Below are 18,452 nucleotides of genomic sequence, written 5' to 3'. Positions count from 1 at the left end.
CCTTATTAATAAAACGCGGCGTTAATCTTTGTCCCGCATTCTCGCGCCGTTACTTACTTTCTCCCGGCTTTGCTGATGATATTGCGGCCGTGGAGCCGATTGTTGGCGGGAGACATTATTTTTCCCCGCATACTGATTTCTGCTCACGGCTGCGTCTCTGCCATTTCCCTGTGCGGCGTAGCTGTTCTGAGCCCTGTACTGTTTAACCTGACGTTCCTGCTGTACCGGCTGCGTGTAGCGCTTTACGTCCGGCGACTGGCGTACAATGTTGTTAGTCTCCGGTCCTTTGGCCCGTGGCTCAATCTGACGGTATTGTTTGTCCGGAGTACTGCGCTTATCTGTTTCATTGCCGGTATACCGTTTCACATGTTTCTGGCTGACCGGTTCCTGTCTGTTAACAACAGAGCGGCTTACAACAGTGGGCGCGCTGCGGGAAGAGCTGTTGTAGTCCACTTTATGCCTCACAGGCCGGGCGTCATTGATGTAACGGGTGTTTTTCGTGCTGACGACGCGGTCTGAATAGCGCACCCGGCGATGCTCCGCACTATGTTGCCATGGCTGATAATCACGGCTGTAAGAGCGCTTGATGTCACTACCATAGTAAAAGCGCTTCACCGGCCGGCGGGTAACAATCACATGGCGATCGTGCCAGCTGATACCACCGAAATAGAAGGTAGTAGACAGCCGGATCCCGGGATTCCAGTAGAAAGACGCGGTTTGATGGTAGTGAACAGGGTGATGCCAGTACACAGGGGCGATGGCCGGATGCCACCAGCTGCCGTAAACTACCCGCGTATCGTAGTAGGGAACATACACAATTTCTTTGCGTACCGGTTCAATAACAATCACTTCACGATCACGCTCAATGCGCTGATATTCATTGTTTGTCAGTGTGCCGGCATTCAGTGCGTGCTGACGCAATACCTGAACTCTGGCCAGTACACGGCTTTGACTGATTAGTACATTGTCGCCAAGGGCCTGTAGCCAGTCGAGATCATTGCTTAAAGTATGCAGTATGTCGCTGAAAGGTACGATTGCTTTAACGCTGGGATCCCAGTTGAAATCTTCAATTGCGTCTTCCACTTCCTCACTGTCCATTTCTGCATGAGCCTGACGCCAGCGGTCAGCAGCCACCACTTCCAGAGGATAAGTGGATGCAATGAGAATGTGGGTAAGAATGGTGTCCGGATAGAGGGCAACCGGCGCCAGCAAACTGTCGAGTTCAGCATCGGTATAGGTCGCATTCTGCTGCTGTATCTGCTGTGTTGCAGCACTGAATGCTGTGGATGGCAGTACCAGGGTTCCGGCAGCCAGAGAAGCGATAACGGCAAAGGTAACAGGTTTCATAGTCACTCCGTTATTCCGCAAAATGTCACGGAATGTAGTCAGTATATGAAACGTTATAGCCGGTTATACATTAACCAAACCTGAACCAACCCGTTACGGGTGGTTCAGGTTTGTCAGAATTATTTGAACATGTGAGGGTCGAAAACGTGGCCGAGCTTTTCGGTTTTTGTTTTCAGGTAATGTTTGTTGTCTTTTGTCATGCCGTGATCGATGGGCTTTCTGGCAACAATTTCAACGCCTAAGTCTTCCAGCGCTTTCAGTTTGCGGGGATTATTCGTCATCAGCTCTACTTTGCCGATTTTCAGTGTATCCAGCATGAGTTTACAGATATCGTAGCTGCGTAAATCTGCATCAAAACCCAGATGCTCATTCGCTTCTACGGTATCCATGCCGCTGTCCTGCAGGTTGTAAGCGCGGATTTTATTCAATAGGCCAATACCCCGGCCTTCCTGGCGCAAATACAGAATCACACCGAAACCGTGGTCGACAATATTTTGCATGGCCTTTTCCAGTTGGAAGCCACAATCGCAACGTGTACTGAATAAAGCATCACCGGTAAGGCATTCTGAATGAATACGAATCGGCACGGTGTCGCTTTCTTTCCACGAGCCGTAAGATAATGCCACATGTTCCTGTCCGCTTAATTCAACAAAGCCGTGAATGCGGAATTCACCCATACGGGTAGGGAGTTTGGCGGAACTGATATATTCGTACTTCGGTTGCTTACTGGTCATTGCACTTCTATGCCTGCTGTTACATCCACGATAATGTGGGGATGATGTGCTATTTTACAAGATTAGCGCCTGAGCATTATAGCAATTGTTTATGGATTAGTGCTGAGTATCACAACCTGACAAAATTATCCAGCGGAGCGGGGTGAGCAATTGCAAAACCCTGAGCGAAATCCACACCAATGGCACGCAGGGATTCCATCGCCAGCGCGCTTTCTACGTATTCGCCGACTGTCGACATGCCAATGGCCTTGGCCACATCATTGATAGACGACACCAGTACCTTATTCACCGGACTGGTATGCATGTCCTGAACAAAGCTGCCATCAATTTTCACGCAATTAACAGGCAAATCCCGTAAATAGCCGTAGGACGAGAATCCGGTACCAAAATCATCAAGGGCAAATTTACAGCCTAACTGTTTAAAAGTGCGGATAAATTCTAATGTTCTGTCCATCTGCACAATGGCGGCCGTTTCAGTAATTTCAAAACAAATTTTACTGTAAGGCACATTGTGTTGCTCAAAGGCTTTCAGGATTTGCAGTTTCAGATTTTCATCTGCCAGTGCCGTGCCGCACAAATTAATATTGCACTGGGCAAGGTTAGCCAGTTGAACAGGATGCGCTCCCAGCCAGCTGAGCGTATGGGTAACAACCCACTGGTCGATGAGGGGAGAAAGATCGTATCTTTCTGCTGTTGGCAGAAATGCTGCCGGTTCGTAGATCTGGCCCCGGTCCCCCTTCATACGTACAAGAATCTCAAAGTAATCACCGCCGGCTTCCGTTTGCAGAGGCATGAGCGGCTGGTAATAAAGTTCAAAGCCGCCGGATTGCAGGGCAGACTGAATGCGTTTTACCCAGTCGAGTTCTTCGGTGTAACGTTGCAGCGCTTCATCATTGCCTTTTAACTGATGTATGCAATTTCTGCCGTTCCGCTTGGCCATATAACAGGCATTATCTGCCAGACTTAACAGATGCTCCGCACTGGCATCGATTTGATCACTGTTCACCATGCCGATACTGACACCCAGGTTAAATACCTGGTTATCCCATACAAACCGGTAAGCCTGCACCGCATTCAGCATCTTGTTACCACACAAGAATGCTGATTCTTCTGTTTCAGTTGTGTATAAAGCCGCAAATTCATCGCCTCCCAGTCTGGCCAGCAGGCCCCGGTTGCCTAATGTGGATTTCAGCAGGCTGGCAATTTCTTTAATGAGTCTGTCACCTGCTTTATGACCACAGGTATCGTTAACTGTTTTAAATCTGTCCAGGTCGAGGTATTGCAGGATAACCGGCGGAGAGTTTTCTTTACGTGCCTGCATCGCGCTGGCCAGTTGCAATTCAAATTCTCTGCGGTTCATCGCGCCGGTGAGGGAATCGTGGCTGGCGAGGTATTGCAGGCTCAGGTCCATTTCTTTGCGGCTGGTGATATCAAATACCGAACCATAAAGGTAAATATCGTCACTTTCCCGTTTTAACTGACAGGAAAGAGAAAACCAGAACTCACTGCCATCAGCCCGGGTACCGCGGATTTCTTTTCCCAGAATCACATTTTTCTCAAGCAACTCGGCGACCAGCGCCTTACGGTCATTTTCATCTGCATAGAAGGTGGCTGTGTTGGTGACAGATTTGAGCATATCGCCTTCACTGTCATAGCCAAATACGGCACACATAGCAGGGTTGACCGTTTTGAGCTTGCCATCAAGGGTAGAGGTATACAGCCCTTCTGCGGCAGTGCGGAACAGATCGTAAAAGCGCTGGAGATCAGATATCCGGCGGCGCTGGGTAGAGAGCTGATCATCACTCACCGTGCGCTCTTGTATTTCAGCACCAATTCCCAGTGCCATCACCGACAGCACCACGATAAGGATTTCCGGGACCGGTGACACATCGTCAAAAGATATCCCGTTTACCATGTTAGAAAAACAATGGGTAAACGCCACCATGAACAGCCCCCAGGCCAGCAGGTATATGAAGGTGAGGGACGGAATACGGCGATCGCGATATATCAGTGCTTCAAGGGCAAACAGAGTGGTAAATACAGGCATTGCAAAGCAGCCTGTACTGAACGTGAAGAACGGATTACCTAATGCCAGTGCGGCAATAGCCAGTGCGCCAAGGGCGATACTTTGCAGAAGATGGACACGCTGAGGCACACGGGTGAAGAAGTGGCGGGTCAGCTTCAAAAGAACAAAACACACCATCAGCATCAGCAGAGTGAATATAATTTCAAAGTGTTGTTGCAGGCCGCTGGCAATAACCAGTTCCCCTTGCACCCAGACCAGAATTAACAGGCAATTTGCGGCCAGTGCTGACAGCCAGAATCTGCTGCGGGTTTGTTTATACAACCAGGTCAGCAAGAAATAGCCGAACAGCACGGTCAGTGAACCTGTGGTAAGGCCGAAAAGAAGTAAATTATTTTGTTGCCGCTCCGCCAGCTTTTGGGTGTCCCATAAATACACCGGAAATGCGCGGAAGCCATGATCTTTCAACCTGACAGCCAGTGTGGTAGTGACACCGGCCTGTAAGGTTACAGGAATAACCAGTGCGCCCTGCCGGTAATACTCTGCTGCCGGTTCAGATGCGGTTAAAACCGTGGCGCTTAGCAGGTTGCCACGGGCGTCCAGCGTGTAGACACCGGCCTCATCAACGCCGGGCTTTTCAATACTGACTACCAGTGACGACGCACGGTCGAGAACGGAATGGACATCAATGAACTGCCATAACGCCTCGCCATCCTCAAGGGGCATTAATGAATCGCTGACAGGCAGGTTTGAGCGGTTCTTCAGGGCTTCTGAGGGGGTGAGGTTGTCGCCGGCAACATAAACCGGTACTTCGGCATTCAGGTTGACTGACACAAAATCGCGGGATAGAAGTTTATCGGCGGCAATACTGCACAGCGGACTGAATAACAGCCCGGTAACTATCAGTAACACTGTGACAAAAAAATTGCCGGCTCCCGCCCGCTCAGCACGTCTCATTCCCTGCTCGCACCATCTTGTTTTGATTGTTTTTTATACTAATACAAACCTTGCAGGATCACGAATCCTATTTTGAGTTGATGCGCTGCCATAAAGTGTCTGTATTACTCGCGACGCCGCCAGCGGGCTCCAGCCACATGGCATCACATAACCATTCAATGCAAAGGAGAAAACGTAATTCTCCGGCAGAATAAATAACCTGCATACGATCTGCGCCCCATTCAGGAGGCTGGGGCACAGCATCCAGTAGTGCACCTAACCGGTTAGCAAAATGGGTTGCTCTGGCCGGTGTATCAGGCAGGGGAAACGCCAGTAAAATAAGTTCGTCCTGCCTTTTGGCTTGTTGTTTCAGAGCTTCTGCTGTTAACTGCTGCACGACAGCATACCTCCGCGGGTTTGTTTTGATGGTGTACTGAAAGGGTGGCTGTCCCATCGCGTATCGAAGGGCGAAATACATGCCTCCAGCAATTGCTCACAGGTTGTAAAGTCGCCGCTTTCTGCATCTTCAATGGCTTGTTGTAGAAGATGGGTTCGCGGGATCACCGCCGGATTAAACGGGCGGATATCCTCAGGCTGCGTTGTCTGTTCAAATCGTAATGAACGGTAATTTTGCCACCAGTTATCAAACGTTTCACGATCAGCAAAATCATCACGTAGCGGACAGCGTGAATCTGCAAGGTTTGTAAGTGCCAACTTTCTAAAAGAAAAAGTGTAGTCTGACAGTTGCTGTTCCAGCATATTAAGCCACTGATTAACCACAGGCATGGAAGAGGGAGAGGTGCTTTCCAGTCCCATCCGCCGGCACATCGCATTGCCGAACTGACTGATAAACGCCGGTTCGTAGCGTTGCAGAGCAGAGCGGATTTCGTCTACGGAGCAGTGGTCAGAAAAGCAGTGCGCCAGTACGTTCAGATTCCACAGGCCAATACCAGGTTGCTGATCAAATGCGTAGCGTCCCTGATGATCAGAGTGGTTAAAGACGGCATCAGCCTTAAACCCGTCCATAAATGCGTAAGGCCCGTAATCAAAGGTAATCCCGTGCACAGACATATTGTCGGTATTCATCACGCCATGGGCAAAACCGTGAGTTTGCCACAACGCAATCAGCCGTGCGGTACGTAAAGTGATGGCCGTGAGCAGGGCCAGATGAGGATTTGCAGCATCGAGGCATTCCGGGAAGTGGGTAGCCAACGTGTAGTCAAACAGTGCATTGAGCTTGTCTTTTGCGCCGCTGTGGAAGAAGTATTCAAAATGCCCGAAGCGTATGTGACTTGGGCAGGTGCGGATCATCATCGCTCCCTGTTCCGGCTGCTCCCGGAAAACGGTTTCTGCGCTGCTGAAGAGGCACAAACTTCGTGATGAGGGAATACCAAGGGCATGCAATGCTTCGCCGCCAATGTATTCGCGGATCGTTGAGCGTAATACCGCGCGGCCGTCTGCGCCTCTGGAATAAGGTGTCGGACCGGCGCCTTTGAGGTGCAGGTCTGTTACTTTGCCTTCTGTATCCACCGCTTCTGCCAGCAGTAAGCCGCGGCCGTCGCCAAGAAAAGGGTTCCACTGGCCAAACTGATGACCACCATATTTCTGAGCCACTGCGCTTTCGCAAAGTGCTGAGCTTTCATCCGCCAGTAACGTGGTAATGTGATTATCTGTCCACCATGCCTCAGGCAGGCCCAATTGTGCCGCCAGTGGCCGGTTCACCAGGCGCAATTGTTGTTGCTTAAGCACTGCCGGTTTTACAGGGGAAACCATGGATGACAGTGCGCTGGCATAACTGTGAGTAAGCTTCATGGGGGCCTTAAGAAATTCGGGAAAATTAGTCTGATGTGTTTTGATACTGATTTCCAGTTAACATCAGGCTATGTAGATTACTAAAAATTAATTATAAACTCAGCCCCGGAAGAGAGCGTAATCAATAATAATCCCACTAACCACGGCAATCCCACTCAACAAGGAGTATTGAGACGTGTTAACGATTCATCATTTAAATAATTCGCGGTCGCAACGGTTACTCTGGTTACTGGAGGAGCTGAATGTTGAGTACAAATTGGAGAAATACCAGCGGGATGCGAAGACGGGTCTTGCGCAGGTGGAGCTGAAAGCGGTACATCCACTTGGCCGTTCTCCGGTTCTGACCACTGAGAATGTGTCTCTGGCAGAGTCCGGCGCCATTGTTGAATACGTGGTGCGGCATTACGGAAATGGCGCATTTGCTGTGCCGGAGGAAGAAAGTAGCTACCAGCAATATCTGTTCTGGCTGCATTTTGCTGAGGGATCGCTGATGCCTCCCAGAGTGGCGATGCTGGTGTTCTCAAAAGCAAAACAGAAAGTACCGGCGCTGTTAAGACCACTGGCGAAAAAAATCCTCGACGGCATTATGGACGCTTACTACAAGCCGAATCTTATCCAGAGTTTAAAATTCACCGAGTCCCATCTGCAGAATCATGCCTGGTTCGCAGGTACGGAACCCACCGGCGCTGATGTGCAGATGCTGTTTCCGCTGGAAACACTGGTTGCCATGGGGCAGGCTGATGATTATCCGGCGATTAAGGCGTGGGTGAAAAAAATTCATGACCGGCCTGCCTATCAGCGGGCGCTGGAAAAAGGCGGTGAGTACGATTATGCCTGAGATTTCAGAGGTAACGGTGTGCCGGCTCAGTCGTTCAGAGTACTTTCGAGATAATCGTTTATCATCTGCAGGAACGCTTCACCATAGCGTTCCAGTTTGGTTTTACCCACGCCGCTGATATCCAGGAAATCGTTAACCGTAGTCGGGGTTTTCGCCGCCATATCTGCCAGCGTTGCATCACTGAAAATAACGTAAGGCGGTACGCTGTGCTCTTCAGCCAGTGACTTACGCAAATGCTTAAGGCGCTTGAACAGTGCTTTATCGTAAACAGCGGGCGCTTTACTTACCCGTGCATCAGGTTTAAAGCTGAGCCTTGGCACTGCCAGTTCAAGAGGGACTTCCCCTTTAAGTACAGAACGGGCATTCTCGTTTAGTCTGAGCATGGCACCGGCGGTTAAATCGACTCTCACCAGACCTTTGTGGATTAACTGGTTAATCATACTGTGCCAGTATCCGTCAGGCTTTTCTTTACCAATACCATAGGTGCTGAGCTGGTGGTGGCCGGCTTCCTGAATGCGCTTCAGTGCCTTGCCCCGTATCACGTCGATAACATATTGCGAACCGGCCTGTTGATTCAGGCGTAAAATACAGGACAGGATCTTCTGGGCGATAACCAGCCCGTCAATCAGCTTCGGCGGGTCAATGCATATATCGCAGTTGCCACAGGCGGTATCACTGTACTGAGAAAAGTAATTCAGCAGCACCTGACGGCGACAGGTTTGCGCTTCGGCAAATGCTTCCATTGACGCAAACTTTTGAATCTCCACATCCAGCCGGTCCGTTGCTTCTCCCTGGTCAATCCACTGGCGTACCCTGGCGGCATCTTTTTCATCGAACAACAGCATGGCTTCAGACTCCAGCCCGTCACGTCCGGCCCGGCCTGTTTCCTGATAGTAATTTTCAATACTTCGCGGTACATCATGATGCACCACGTACCGCACGTTAGATTTGTTAATGCCCATACCGAAAGCCACGGTGGCAATGACAATGTCCACCTGATCATTCAGAAAACGGCGCTGAACATATTCCCGCTCGTCTGCATCTTTACCGGCATGATAGGCGGCACAGCTGATGCCTTCGCGGTGTAGTTTTGCATGAAGGTCGTCCACTTTCGCGCGGCTGTTGCAATAAATAATACCGCTGCCATCCTGCTGTTTTACGTAATCCCGTACCTGGTCAAAGGCTTTATATTTGGGCATGACACGGTAGCGGATATTCGGCCGGTCGAAGCTGCCTTTGTATACAAACGGATCCTGAAGATTAAGCTGCACCAGAATATCGGCTTGTGTGGCTGCATCTGCCGTGGCGGTTAATCCGATTACCGGAATAGAGGGAAAACGTTGTTTCAGCAGACCGAGAGCACGGTAATCCTGTCTGAAGTCATGACCCCAGTGAGACACACAGTGCGCTTCATCCACGGCAAACAGTGAAACCGTTTGCGACTGCAGAAAAGACATCAGCCAGGAAGTGAGCAATTTTTCCGGCGAGACGTATAACAGTTGCAACGTGCCACCGGTAATGCGGCTGAGTACTGATTGCTGCTGTTCCTGATCCTGTGTGGAGTTGATGTACGCAGCACTCACCCCGGCTTCCCGCAGTTGTTCGACCTGATCCTGCATCAGTGAAATCAATGGAGAAACTACTACCGCAACCCCTTCTCTAACAAGCGCAGGAATTTGGTAACAAAGGGATTTACCGCCGCCTGTGGGTAATAACACCAGAGCATCCCGGCCATCAACCACCGCATTGATAACGGCTTCCTGGCCGTCTCTGAATTTGTTGTAGCCGAATACCTTCGACAGCACTTCAAGAGGTGTCGCAGTATCGCTTTCCGGCAATTTTTCAGGGGTGGGGGATTCGATAATCGTCATTGCCGGGGGATTTTACGTGTTTTCGCGCAAGTGTTCACGGCATTTGCAGTACAGTTTGCTATATGTTGTTGTGTTAGCGGAAAAAAAAGCTAACATCAGCAGCATCGAATGTGAAGGAGAGTAATATGGCTGAACCGTTACCCGATCTGATTGAAGAACTCGTATCAGAGGCGCAAAACGACGATCCCGCTGCCGTATTAACCACACTGGCCAGTGAAGACGATGTTTCTGTTGCAACAGTCCTTGAATCGTTACCGGTAGAGCACCGGATTGCCACCTGGGAAGGCTTGCCCCGGGACAGAAAAATCGACGTGCTGGTAGAGATGCGTAGCGATCCGCGGGAAATCCTCATCGACGCCACGCCTGACAGTGAATGGTCACTGATGTTTGCCGACATCGAAGCTGAATCACTGCTGGAACTGATGGATTCACTGCCGTCACGGTTGATTGATCTCGCATTTAAAGCACTGGATACCCAGCAACAGGTATTCTTCCGTGAAGCGACACAGTTCAGTGATGACGAAATCGGTCACTGGCTCTCCCACGAACAACTGGTATTGCCTATCAACGCAAAAGTGCGTGATGCATTGCGGCTTATCCGCCGTAATGTGCCGGGGCACTGTGACACCCTTTTTCTGACCAACCGCTCCGGTCAGTTTTCAGCAGCGGTAAAGCTAACCAAAGTGTTCGGCGCGCCGGAGCATGTGCCTCTGGTGGAGTTGACGGTTGAGAATATGCCTGTGCTTAAGGGGACCGACGATACCACCGCGGCGTCTTTGCAATTACAACGTTCGGGCTTTGCATCATTACCTGTGGTGGATGACTGCAATAAGTTACTGGGACGGCTGGATGTAACGTCCGCCAGTGAGCTGGTGAATGAAAATTATGAACGTCAGGTGATGGCATCTGCCGGTATGGATGAAGACGAGGATTTATTCTCGCCTGTCGCGAAGAGTGCCCGCAACCGTGCACTCTGGTTGGGTATCAACCTGCTCACAGCGTTTCTGGCGTCCTGGTTTATCGGTATGTTTGAAGGCACGTTACAACAGGTTGTGGCACTGGCGGTGCTGATGCCGGTGGTTGCCAGTATGGGCGGCATTGCCGGCAGCCAGACACTCACACTGATTGTCCGTGGTCTGGCACTTGGGCAGGTAACCAAAGCTAACTTCCGTGCCCTGATGATGAAAGAGCTTAAAGTTGGCGGCCTGAACGGCGTGATCTGGGCCATCATTATTGGCATAGTGGCCTCTTTCTGGTTCTCAAGTGCGGCGCTGGGCGTGGTGATTTGTCTGGCAATTCTGGTGAACATCGTGTCAGCAGCCCTGGCCGGTGTATTTCTGCCTGTGTTGCTGGAAAAACTGAATATCGACCCTGCGCTCAGCGGCTCGGTGATCCTCACCACCGTGACCGATATTGTAGGATTTGTTGCCTTTCTTGGTCTGGGTACCCTGTTTCTGCTCTAGCGCCGGCAGACCATCATAAGTGCCCGGCATTTTACCGGTACAGACTTGCTTCGGTTTGTACCGGCAGGAGACAATGTAACTTTCTCTTCTAACAAGGAACGTCATTGAACGACTTGCAAAGCCTTGCAGCATCCCGCGCTACCCGTACCGGTGTAATTTGTGCCATCACGGCCTACATGATGTGGGGCGTAGCGCCGGTCTATTTTAAACAGCTTCATGTTCTGCCGGCCATGGATGTGCTGATGCACAGAATTATCTGGTCTGCGGTCATTCTGCTGGTGTTAGTGCTGGCACTGAAGCAAGGGCCAAAGGTGATGGCAGCACTGCGCAGCCGCAAAGTGATGCAGGTGCTGTTTTTTGCGGGTTTACTTCTGGGAGCAAACTGGCTGCTTTTTATCTGGGCGATCAACAATGACCATTTGCTTGATGCCAGTCTGGGTTACTATATCAATCCGCTGATCAATGTGTTCTTCGGCCGTTTGTTCCTGGGTGAAGTGTTGCGTCCGGCGCAGAAAGTGGCGGTTGGTCTGGCTGCAACCGGCGTCACTATTCTCATTGTGACTTATGGTCAACTTCCCTGGATTGCGCTGGTGCTGGCGATGACTTTCAGTGTGTATGGTTTGTTGAGAAAGAAAGTGGCGGTGGACTCATTGCCCGGACTCTTCATTGAAACAACCCTGTTGTTACCTTTCGCGCTGATTTACTGGGTAGGGTTTGCCAGTGAACACAGCAATATGTTGCATAATGACTGGCAACTTAATGCACTGCTGTTTGCGGCGGGTATTGTAACCACTGCGCCATTGCTGTGCTTTACTGCCGCAGCCCGCCGTATCATGTATTCCACGCTGGGGTTCTTCCAGTATATCGGACCGTCAATCATGTTTATGCTGGCGCTGTTTGTTTACGGCGAGCCCTTTGATATGACCAAAATGGTTACATTTGTTTTTGTGTGGCTGGCTTTGGTGGTATTCAGTACCGATTCGTTGCGGGCCTACCGTCAGCAACGTAAAAAGCTTCAGATTGCGCGGGAGCAAACCTGATTACGACCCTGAGATTTGGCGGTGTAAAGCAGTTTGTCTGCATCGCCGAGCAGGGTTTCAAGGTTGTCATCGAAAGCACTGATTAATCCGATACTCGCTGTCACACTAAGCAACTTATCTTTGTAGAGTACCGGAGTTTCTGCAACTACCGCGCGGAAATTTTCAATCCGCCTGAGGGCATCTTCAGATGCCATATCCGGCAGATAAATACAGAACTCTTCACCGCCGAATCGTGCTGCCGGTACATCGTTAAACAGCGAGCTGATTAACTCTGCCACCGTTTTCAGCACGGCATCACCGGCATCGTGGCCGTAGGTGTCATTAATGCGTTTGAAATGGTCAAGGTCTACAAGGGCCAGTGACTGGCGTTCCACATGCTGGCGGTAGCGGGTGGCTACCGTGTAGAAAAAGTGACGGCGGTTCGGCAGGCCTGTCAGATAGTCAGAATTGGCGACCCGGCGGATGGTTTCCACGCTTTCCAGCAATTCAAGGTTTTGCATCACCCTGCACAGAAACTCTTCGTGACAGAAGGGGCTGCGCAGAAAGTCATTGGCACCGCTTTTGAGGAATGTTGCCGGCAAAATACCGGATTTTCCTGACGCAATACCGATAATCGCCATTTCTTCTTTAGCATATGCGCGGCGTAATTCCGCAATGTACTGGACGCCCTGGTCATCATCAATGCTATAGTCGATGAGCATCAACTGAATGTAGGGGTGTTCAGCAAGGTGCTCCTGCGCCTGCGCTTGTCCGCTGGCTGAGTAGACCAGGAAGTTATGTCGGCGGAGCAGGGAAACCATGGCCTGACGACTGCTGCGCTTGTCGTCCACCACCAGTACACCCACACTTTTGTTTTTATCGAGTCTGGCCAGAAGGCGGCTCAGATAGTCATAGATCTGATGATTTTCCTTTACCAGATAATCCACAATTTCTCTGCTGAGTATCGCTTTGCGGGTATCGTCGCTGGCGTTGTCGGTAACGACAATGGTGGGCACAAAAGCATTGATGGTGAAATCAATGGCTTCTCCGTGAGGAGCATCAGGCAGCGCATAGGCTACCACGGCACAAAGATATTCTTCAGGCATGGACGCAGAAAAGCGCATCTGTGCCTCGCTGAGAGAATTTGCCCCTTCGGGAATTAAACCGGCTTTTTTCACCAGTTTGGACACGAGCTGCAAGCTTTTCTGGCTATTTTCAATGACCAGTACTTTTCTTTGCATATCGTGCCTCAGTTGAATGAAATCGCTGCTTTAGCGGTTAATTAAATAATATCGGCTGACCGCAGGTGAAATTTAGAGTGGCTGCAATTTAGCATAGGCCAGTACCAGCCATTTGCTGCCGAATTCGTCGAAATTCACCTGCACTCTGGCGTGATCGCCGGAACCTTCATAGTTCAGTACCACGCCCTCACCGAATTTGCGGTGCATGACACGCTGACCCAACTGAAACCCGGTTTGTTCAAAACTTTCGTGAGACGTTGCCCTTGAAAAGCGGTTATGAACAGGGCGGGATACAGTTGATTTTAGCCGTACTTCTTCCACGCATTCCGAAGGAATTTCGCGGATAAACCGTGACGCCGTGTGATACTTGTCCTGACCATAAAGCCGGCGGCTTTCCGCATAGGTAATAAAGAGCTTTTTCATGGCCCGTGTCATACCCACGTAGGCCAGACGGCGTTCCTCTTCCATACGGCCGGGCTCATCATTGGTCATCTGGCTGGGGAACATGCCTTCTTCAACACCGGCCATAAAAACCAGCGGAAACTCCAGGCCTTTGGCGGTGTGAATGGTCATCATCTGAACCGCATCCTGGTCGGTGTCAGCCTGTGTTTCACCGGCTTCCAGTGAGGCATGAGCCAGAAATGCACTCAGCGGCGTCATTTCATCGGCTTCTTCCGGCACGATAAACTGCTTACAAGCTGTGACCAGTTCCTCAAGGTTTTCCAGGCGTGCCTGTGCTTTTTCACCTTTTTCAGCCTGATACATGGCATATAAGCCGGAATGTTTGATAGCTTTGTCGGCCTGTTCTTCCAGTGGTAAATCTGCCATTGCCTGTTCAAGATCGGTTATCAGTACAATAAAACTCTGCAAGGCGTTAGCTGCACGTCCTTTCAGGGAACCGTCGGTAAGTAACAAATTACTGGCCTGCCACAACGAGCAGTTGTGCGCTCTGGCCGTCTCACGGATAGCTGACAGGGTTTTCTCACCCATGCCGCGGCTGGGTGTATTAACTACCCGCTCATAGGCAGCGTCATCATGAGGGTGGTTAACCATGCGCAGATAACCCAGCGCATCTTTAATTTCCTGGCGTTCGAAGAATCGCAGACCACCGTAAATCCGGTAAGCCAGTCCTTCATGCAACAGCGCTTCTTCCAGTACACGGGACTGGGCATTGTTGCGGTATAAAATGGCACTTTCACTCAGGGCATTACCCTGCTGCAGCCAGCTTTTAATTTGCGACACAATAAAGCGGGCTTCATCCAGTTCGTTGAAACCGGCATATACAGATACCAGTTCACCGTCAGCACCGTCAGTCCAGAGCTCTTTGCCGAGCCGGCCGGTGTTGTTGTCGATCACCGCGTTTGCGGCTTTCAGAATTGTGCTGGTGGAGCGGTAATTCTGTTCAAGACGGATGGTTTCCGGCTTCGGGAAGTCCTTCAGAAACTTATGTATATTATCGACATTTGCACCCCGCCAGCCATAAATTGACTGATCGTCGTCGCCGACGATCATTATGGTGTTTTCGCCGGTGCTGCACAGCATGCGAAGCCAGGCATACTGAATGTTATTGGTGTCCTGGAATTCGTCGACCAGTACCGCACGGAAACGTTTTTGATAGTGAGCCAGAATCTCCGGATTACGGGCCCACAACTCATGCGCCCGCAAAAGCAGTTCGGCAAAATCAACCAGCCCGGAGCGGTCACAGGACTCTTGGTAGGCCGCATAAATATCGCGCATCTTCTGCTGGGTATGATCGTTATGGGTATCGATGTGCTGGGGTCTTAAGCCTTCATCTTTATTGCCATTGATGTACCACTGTACCTGTCTTGGCGGCCAGTGTTTCTCATCCAGATTCAGCGCTTTCAGAATACGGCGGATCAGCCGGTACTGGTCGTCAGAATCCAGAATTTGGAAATTTTCCGGCAAGCCGGCTTCGGCGTGATGTGCTCTGAGTAGACGATGCGCCAGGCCGTGGAAGGTACCCATCCACATGGTGTGCATGCTGCGCTTCATCAGATGTTCAATCCGGCCGCGCATTTCCTTGGCTGCTTTATTCGTGAAGGTTACCGCCAGAATTGAAAATGGCGCGATGTTCTCTACTTCCATCAGCCAGGCGATGCGGTGAACCAGTACCCGTGTTTTGCCACTACCGGCGCCTGCAAGCACCAGCATGTTCGACTGAGGGGCAGCAACGGCTTCGCGTTGTTTGTCATTTAGGTCGTCGAGAAGTAAAGATACATCCATCGGGCAGATCACCAGCGTAATTAATTTCAGACCGGCAGATTATGCCAGAGCAGGCTGTGAATTTATACAGTAAGGCAAAGGGAATCACTATTCTACCGTGCCATGTGACTGATGTTAAAAAGAAGTCTCAAAATTAGACTAAAGGCTAAGTGTGTGGAAAATATACACTTTGTTAGAGTTTACCTGTACAGTGCTATTCACACAGGAAATAGTATTCAAGGTGTCGGGTGCGTAGCGTAAATAAAATGGCTATGCGCGGAGGGTAGGAAACCTTGCCCTTTTTGCGCCTTAAATGACGGGATAGTCATGGATTACAACGTAGATAACGAAACCATTGATTTCGATAAACTGATTATCGAAATTTATGACGCAGCACTCACCCGTAAATGGGGCAGAGTGCTGGCGCAGTGCAATAAAGTGTTTCTGGCCAACAAAACATTTCTCGTACTTCGCGATGTGATCAACGACAGAGAAGTTGCCTGGCGTATGAAGACCGCCGGTGACGGTTGCCCGTCCTTTCCACCTGAAGTAGATTTATCTTCACTCTCCGCCCTGAAACCTTTTTTCTTCCGGCTTCATGAAGGGGATATCTTTGATACCTGTTCACCCGCATTTCGAAGTTCAGAATATTTTACAGCTATTGCAGGGAAAGTACTGACTCCGCTGGATGCAGAAAAAACACTGGCAGCACTGGTGTTGCGGGACGAACGCTACGAAGCATATCTTGGTGTATGCCGTCCGGAGCAGGATGACGATTTTTCAAAATACGAAGAAGTTGCTTTCAAACGTTTAGTGCCGCACTTTGTCCGCGCAGCCCGTTTCTTCCGTGATGAAGAAATATTTCGTCAGCAAAGACAACTGGCGCAGGGCGTTTACGAACACATTAAAACGGCATTTGTGGTGTGTGACAGCCAGTTAAGGGTGCAGGCCTGTAACAGTCAGGCAGAGCAATACCTGAATTCAGGTAAAGCCGTTGCGCTCAACAAAAAACGCCTTGTTTTTGCCATGCCACATCAGCACACCCGTTTTTGCGACAAAGTTCAAGCTTGCCTATCAGGCGCTGAGAAGGACGAAGTGGTGCACGTTGTTGATGATAACGTGGACGTGATTGAAATCTTCCATATTCACCGGCTTGCCTCTCAGGCAGAAGAGGAGCGGCGTGAGCCGTTAGCCGTTGTAAATATTGTATCCAGAGGAAAACCGGACTGGCAGAACATTCAGTCTTGCTACGCGCTTAACAAGCGGGAAGTATTGATTGCGCGCATGTTGTATAAGTGCGCTTCCTACCGTGATATTGCAGCGGCTGCGGGACTGACTACCGGTGAGGTGGATATTCAGGTACAACGTCTGATAAAAGCCATGGGCGTTAAAAATGAAGAAAACCTTATTGATAAGCTGGCCATGTTTTCCGGTACCGCACCGAAGTTCGCTTAATCTGTCTGCCTGTTCTTAAATCTGTTGTCGTGGTGCTTGTCGTAAGAGGAGTAACCGCTATCGCCTTGCATGGTGTTTTCGGACACTGGTTTGCACCATCTGCTGTAAAGTACGTATGAAATGCATATCTTCGACTCCGGAGCGTGCGAGCAGTGCAACTTTTCAAATCCCGCGAGGCATCTTCCACCGATGCCACATCCCTGACAGATTTTTCTTTGCTGGCGTGGTGGCAAATCCTTAAACGCACATACAGCAAACAAAATGCTCATAATTTATCGCTGGTGGCCGCCGGAGTGGCTTTCTATTTCCTGCTCGCCGTATTCCCGTTGCTTACTGCCGTTATTTCTCTGTATGGTTTGCTGGTCACACCGGAACAGTTGCAAAGCCACATGGCACATCTGGTGGATGTGGTGCCTGCTGACAGCCGTTACATTGTTGAGGAGCAACTGACCAAACTCACCGGAAATTCTGACTTTGCGCTCAGTTGGGGGGTCTCTCTGAGCTTGCTGCTGACAATCTGGAGCAGCAGTAAAGGTGCGAATGCGTTAATCACGGCGTGCAACATTACGTACAACGAACCTCACGGCAGGATGTTTCTGAAAGGTTTGCTGGCGCGGCTGGTACTGACCATTGGTATTATCGCCTTCGTGATCGCCGCATTACTGTGTATTTCTGTGTTGCCCGAGTGGATAAGCTACTTAGCCGGTTCTGTACTGAACGAAAAGGCGGCAACCTGGCTCACATGGCCTGTACTTATATTCCTGTTTAATGTCGCACTGGCAGCACTATACCGGTACGGACCCCACCGGAGACCGGCAAAATGGCGCTGGGTAACCGTAGGCTCGGCGTTTGCTTCGCTGGTGTGGGTGATTGCGTCTTTTGCGTTTTCTGTGTATCTGAACGAATTTGCTTCGTATAACAAAACCTACGGATCGCTGGGAGGGATTGTTATCCTGCTGATGTGGTTCTATCTGAGTGCTTACATCATTTTGCTCGGCGCGGAACTCAATTCAGCTACCGAATACCAGACCGATAAAGACAGCACTGCCGGCGAGGAAAAACCGAAAGGAGAGCGTGGGGCTTACGTAGCTGACCATTCACCTTCCGATAGTCAGACGAAGTGATCAGTACGCGGACAAAAAATGGAGCGCATTGAGCGCTCCATGTGAGGTATTAAGAGGGGATGATTGCTACTAGTTGAAGTAACGGTCCACTTCTTTTTCAGCTTCATCGCGGCTTTTGCCATAAGCTTTCTGAATTTTGCCTACCAGTTCTTCACGGCGGCCATCAATTTTATCTACATCATCGTCGGTGAGTTTTCCCCACTGTTGCTGAACTTTACCTTTTAACTCTTTCCAGTTACCTTCGATACGATCGCTGTTCATATCTTTCTCCTGTTTCAAAGTTTAATGATGTTACAAAATTCTGTCTGGACCGGTTTAACGGGTCCGGGCATGATCTGTCTGACGCACTGTGCAATCAACTTATTG

The 18,452-nt window shown here is 50.2% G+C and carries 14 protein-coding genes; 5 read left to right on the top strand and 9 right to left on the bottom strand.

Annotation, left to right across the window (positions count from 1 at the left end; translation table 11 throughout):
* Positions 1–21 precede the first annotated feature (21 nt).
* From ACXAGR_RS07135 to ACXAGR_RS07115, 5 genes are all read right to left on the bottom strand, one after another.
* Positions 22–1,347, bottom strand: a complete 1,326-nt coding sequence (locus tag ACXAGR_RS07135; RefSeq protein WP_474848973.1) for a DUF3300 domain-containing protein — start codon at positions 1,345–1,347, stop codon at positions 22–24.
* Between the two features lie 119 nt (positions 1,348–1,466).
* Positions 1,467–2,081 carry a GTP cyclohydrolase II gene (gene ribA / locus ACXAGR_RS07130; protein ID WP_474848971.1) on the bottom strand — a complete coding sequence of 205 codons (615 nt, stop codon included), beginning with the start codon at positions 2,079–2,081 and terminating at the stop codon, positions 1,467–1,469.
* A gap of 109 nt (positions 2,082–2,190) precedes the next feature.
* Complete coding sequence (locus ACXAGR_RS07125) at positions 2,191–5,061, bottom strand: EAL domain-containing protein (protein WP_474848969.1); 2,871 nt, start codon at positions 5,059–5,061, stop codon at positions 2,191–2,193.
* 67 nt (positions 5,062–5,128) lie between these two features.
* Entirely contained in the window at positions 5,129–5,437 is a 309-nt protein-coding gene (locus tag ACXAGR_RS07120; RefSeq protein WP_474848967.1) for a hypothetical protein, read from the bottom strand.
* A complete protein-coding gene (locus ACXAGR_RS07115) occupies positions 5,425–6,852 on the bottom strand; it encodes a protein adenylyltransferase SelO (RefSeq protein WP_474848965.1) in 1,428 nt (475 codons plus the stop codon). The genes ACXAGR_RS07120 and ACXAGR_RS07115 overlap by 13 nt, the downstream gene beginning before the upstream one ends.
* Before the next feature lie 175 nt (positions 6,853–7,027).
* Here ACXAGR_RS07115 and ACXAGR_RS07110 point away from each other — a divergent pair, with 175 nt between their 5' ends.
* Positions 7,028–7,690, top strand: coding sequence for a glutathione S-transferase (locus tag ACXAGR_RS07110; RefSeq protein ID WP_474848963.1), 663 nt, complete (start codon positions 7,028–7,030; stop codon positions 7,688–7,690).
* Positions 7,691–7,716: 26 nt separating this feature from the next.
* Here the strand turns inward: ACXAGR_RS07110 and recQ are convergent, their stop codons facing one another.
* The gene (gene recQ / locus ACXAGR_RS07105; protein ID WP_474843642.1) at positions 7,717–9,561 is read right to left on the bottom strand and encodes a DNA helicase RecQ; all 1,845 of its coding nucleotides are present in this window, start codon (positions 9,559–9,561) and stop codon (positions 7,717–7,719) included.
* A gap of 125 nt (positions 9,562–9,686) precedes the next feature.
* On the opposite strand from recQ, the gene ACXAGR_RS07100 reads away from it, so the two are divergent.
* Positions 9,687–11,024, top strand: coding sequence for a magnesium transporter (locus ACXAGR_RS07100; RefSeq protein ID WP_474848961.1), 1,338 nt, complete (start codon positions 9,687–9,689; stop codon positions 11,022–11,024).
* A 113-nt stretch (positions 11,025–11,137) separates the two neighbouring features.
* Positions 11,138–12,064, top strand: a complete 927-nt coding sequence (rarD, locus tag ACXAGR_RS07095) for an EamA family transporter RarD (protein WP_474849485.1) — start codon at positions 11,138–11,140, stop codon at positions 12,062–12,064.
* On the opposite strand, the gene ACXAGR_RS07090 is transcribed toward rarD, so the two are convergent.
* Both ACXAGR_RS07090 and uvrD read right to left on the bottom strand, forming a co-directional pair.
* Positions 12,040–13,284, bottom strand: a complete 1,245-nt coding sequence (locus tag ACXAGR_RS07090; RefSeq protein ID WP_474848959.1) for a GGDEF domain-containing response regulator — start codon at positions 13,282–13,284, stop codon at positions 12,040–12,042. The two genes, rarD and ACXAGR_RS07090, sit on opposite strands and share 25 nt — an antisense overlap.
* 72 nt (positions 13,285–13,356) lie before the next feature.
* Positions 13,357–15,528, bottom strand: coding sequence for a DNA helicase II (gene uvrD, locus ACXAGR_RS07085; RefSeq protein WP_119499795.1), 2,172 nt, complete (start codon positions 15,526–15,528; stop codon positions 13,357–13,359).
* Positions 15,529–15,834: 306 nt separating this feature from the next.
* On the opposite strand from uvrD, the gene ACXAGR_RS07080 reads away from it, so the two are divergent.
* Both ACXAGR_RS07080 and ACXAGR_RS07075 read left to right on the top strand, forming a co-directional pair.
* Positions 15,835–16,962, top strand: coding sequence for a helix-turn-helix transcriptional regulator (locus ACXAGR_RS07080; RefSeq protein WP_474848956.1), 1,128 nt, complete (start codon positions 15,835–15,837; stop codon positions 16,960–16,962).
* Positions 16,963–17,114: 152 nt separating this feature from the next.
* Positions 17,115–18,086 carry a YihY/virulence factor BrkB family protein gene (locus ACXAGR_RS07075; protein WP_474843632.1) on the top strand — a complete coding sequence of 324 codons (972 nt, stop codon included), beginning with the start codon at positions 17,115–17,117 and terminating at the stop codon, positions 18,084–18,086.
* Positions 18,087–18,155: 69 nt separating this feature from the next.
* Here the strand turns inward: ACXAGR_RS07075 and ACXAGR_RS07070 are convergent, their stop codons facing one another.
* On the bottom strand, positions 18,156–18,347 hold the full coding sequence (locus tag ACXAGR_RS07070) for a CsbD family protein (RefSeq protein ID WP_119499797.1): 192 nt from the start codon (positions 18,345–18,347) through the stop codon (positions 18,156–18,158).
* Between the last annotated feature and the right edge of the window lie 105 nt (positions 18,348–18,452).

Source organism: Alteromonas sp. ABH4_457, assembly GCF_056160625.1.
The sequence above is the reverse complement of the archived record's forward strand: the minus strand, read 5'-3'. Positions and strand labels throughout refer to the sequence as shown.

What these genes read in the sequence shown, in the direction of transcription:
- ACXAGR_RS07135 (WP_474848973.1), bottom strand. Translation starts at nt 1,347, where the DNA reads ATGAAACCTGTTACCTTTGCCGTTATCGCTTCTCTGGCTGCCGGAACC.
- ribA (WP_474848971.1), bottom strand. Translation starts at nt 2,081, where the DNA reads ATGACCAGTAAGCAACCGAAGTACGAATATATCAGTTCCGCCAAACTC.
- ACXAGR_RS07125 (WP_474848969.1), bottom strand. Translation starts at nt 5,061, where the DNA reads ATGAGACGTGCTGAGCGGGCGGGAGCCGGCAATTTTTTTGTCACAGTG.
- ACXAGR_RS07115 (WP_474848965.1), bottom strand. Translation starts at nt 6,852, where the DNA reads ATGAAGCTTACTCACAGTTATGCCAGCGCACTGTCATCCATGGTTTCC.
- recQ (WP_474843642.1), bottom strand. Translation starts at nt 9,561, where the DNA reads ATGACGATTATCGAATCCCCCACCCCTGAAAAATTGCCGGAAAGCGAT.
- ACXAGR_RS07100 (WP_474848961.1), top strand. Translation starts at nt 9,687, where the DNA reads ATGGCTGAACCGTTACCCGATCTGATTGAAGAACTCGTATCAGAGGCG.
- ACXAGR_RS07090 (WP_474848959.1), bottom strand. Translation starts at nt 13,284, where the DNA reads ATGCAAAGAAAAGTACTGGTCATTGAAAATAGCCAGAAAAGCTTGCAG.
- uvrD (WP_119499795.1), bottom strand. Translation starts at nt 15,528, where the DNA reads ATGGATGTATCTTTACTTCTCGACGACCTAAATGACAAACAACGCGAA.
- ACXAGR_RS07080 (WP_474848956.1), top strand. Translation starts at nt 15,835, where the DNA reads ATGGATTACAACGTAGATAACGAAACCATTGATTTCGATAAACTGATT.
- ACXAGR_RS07070 (WP_119499797.1), bottom strand. Translation starts at nt 18,347, where the DNA reads ATGAACAGCGATCGTATCGAAGGTAACTGGAAAGAGTTAAAAGGTAAA.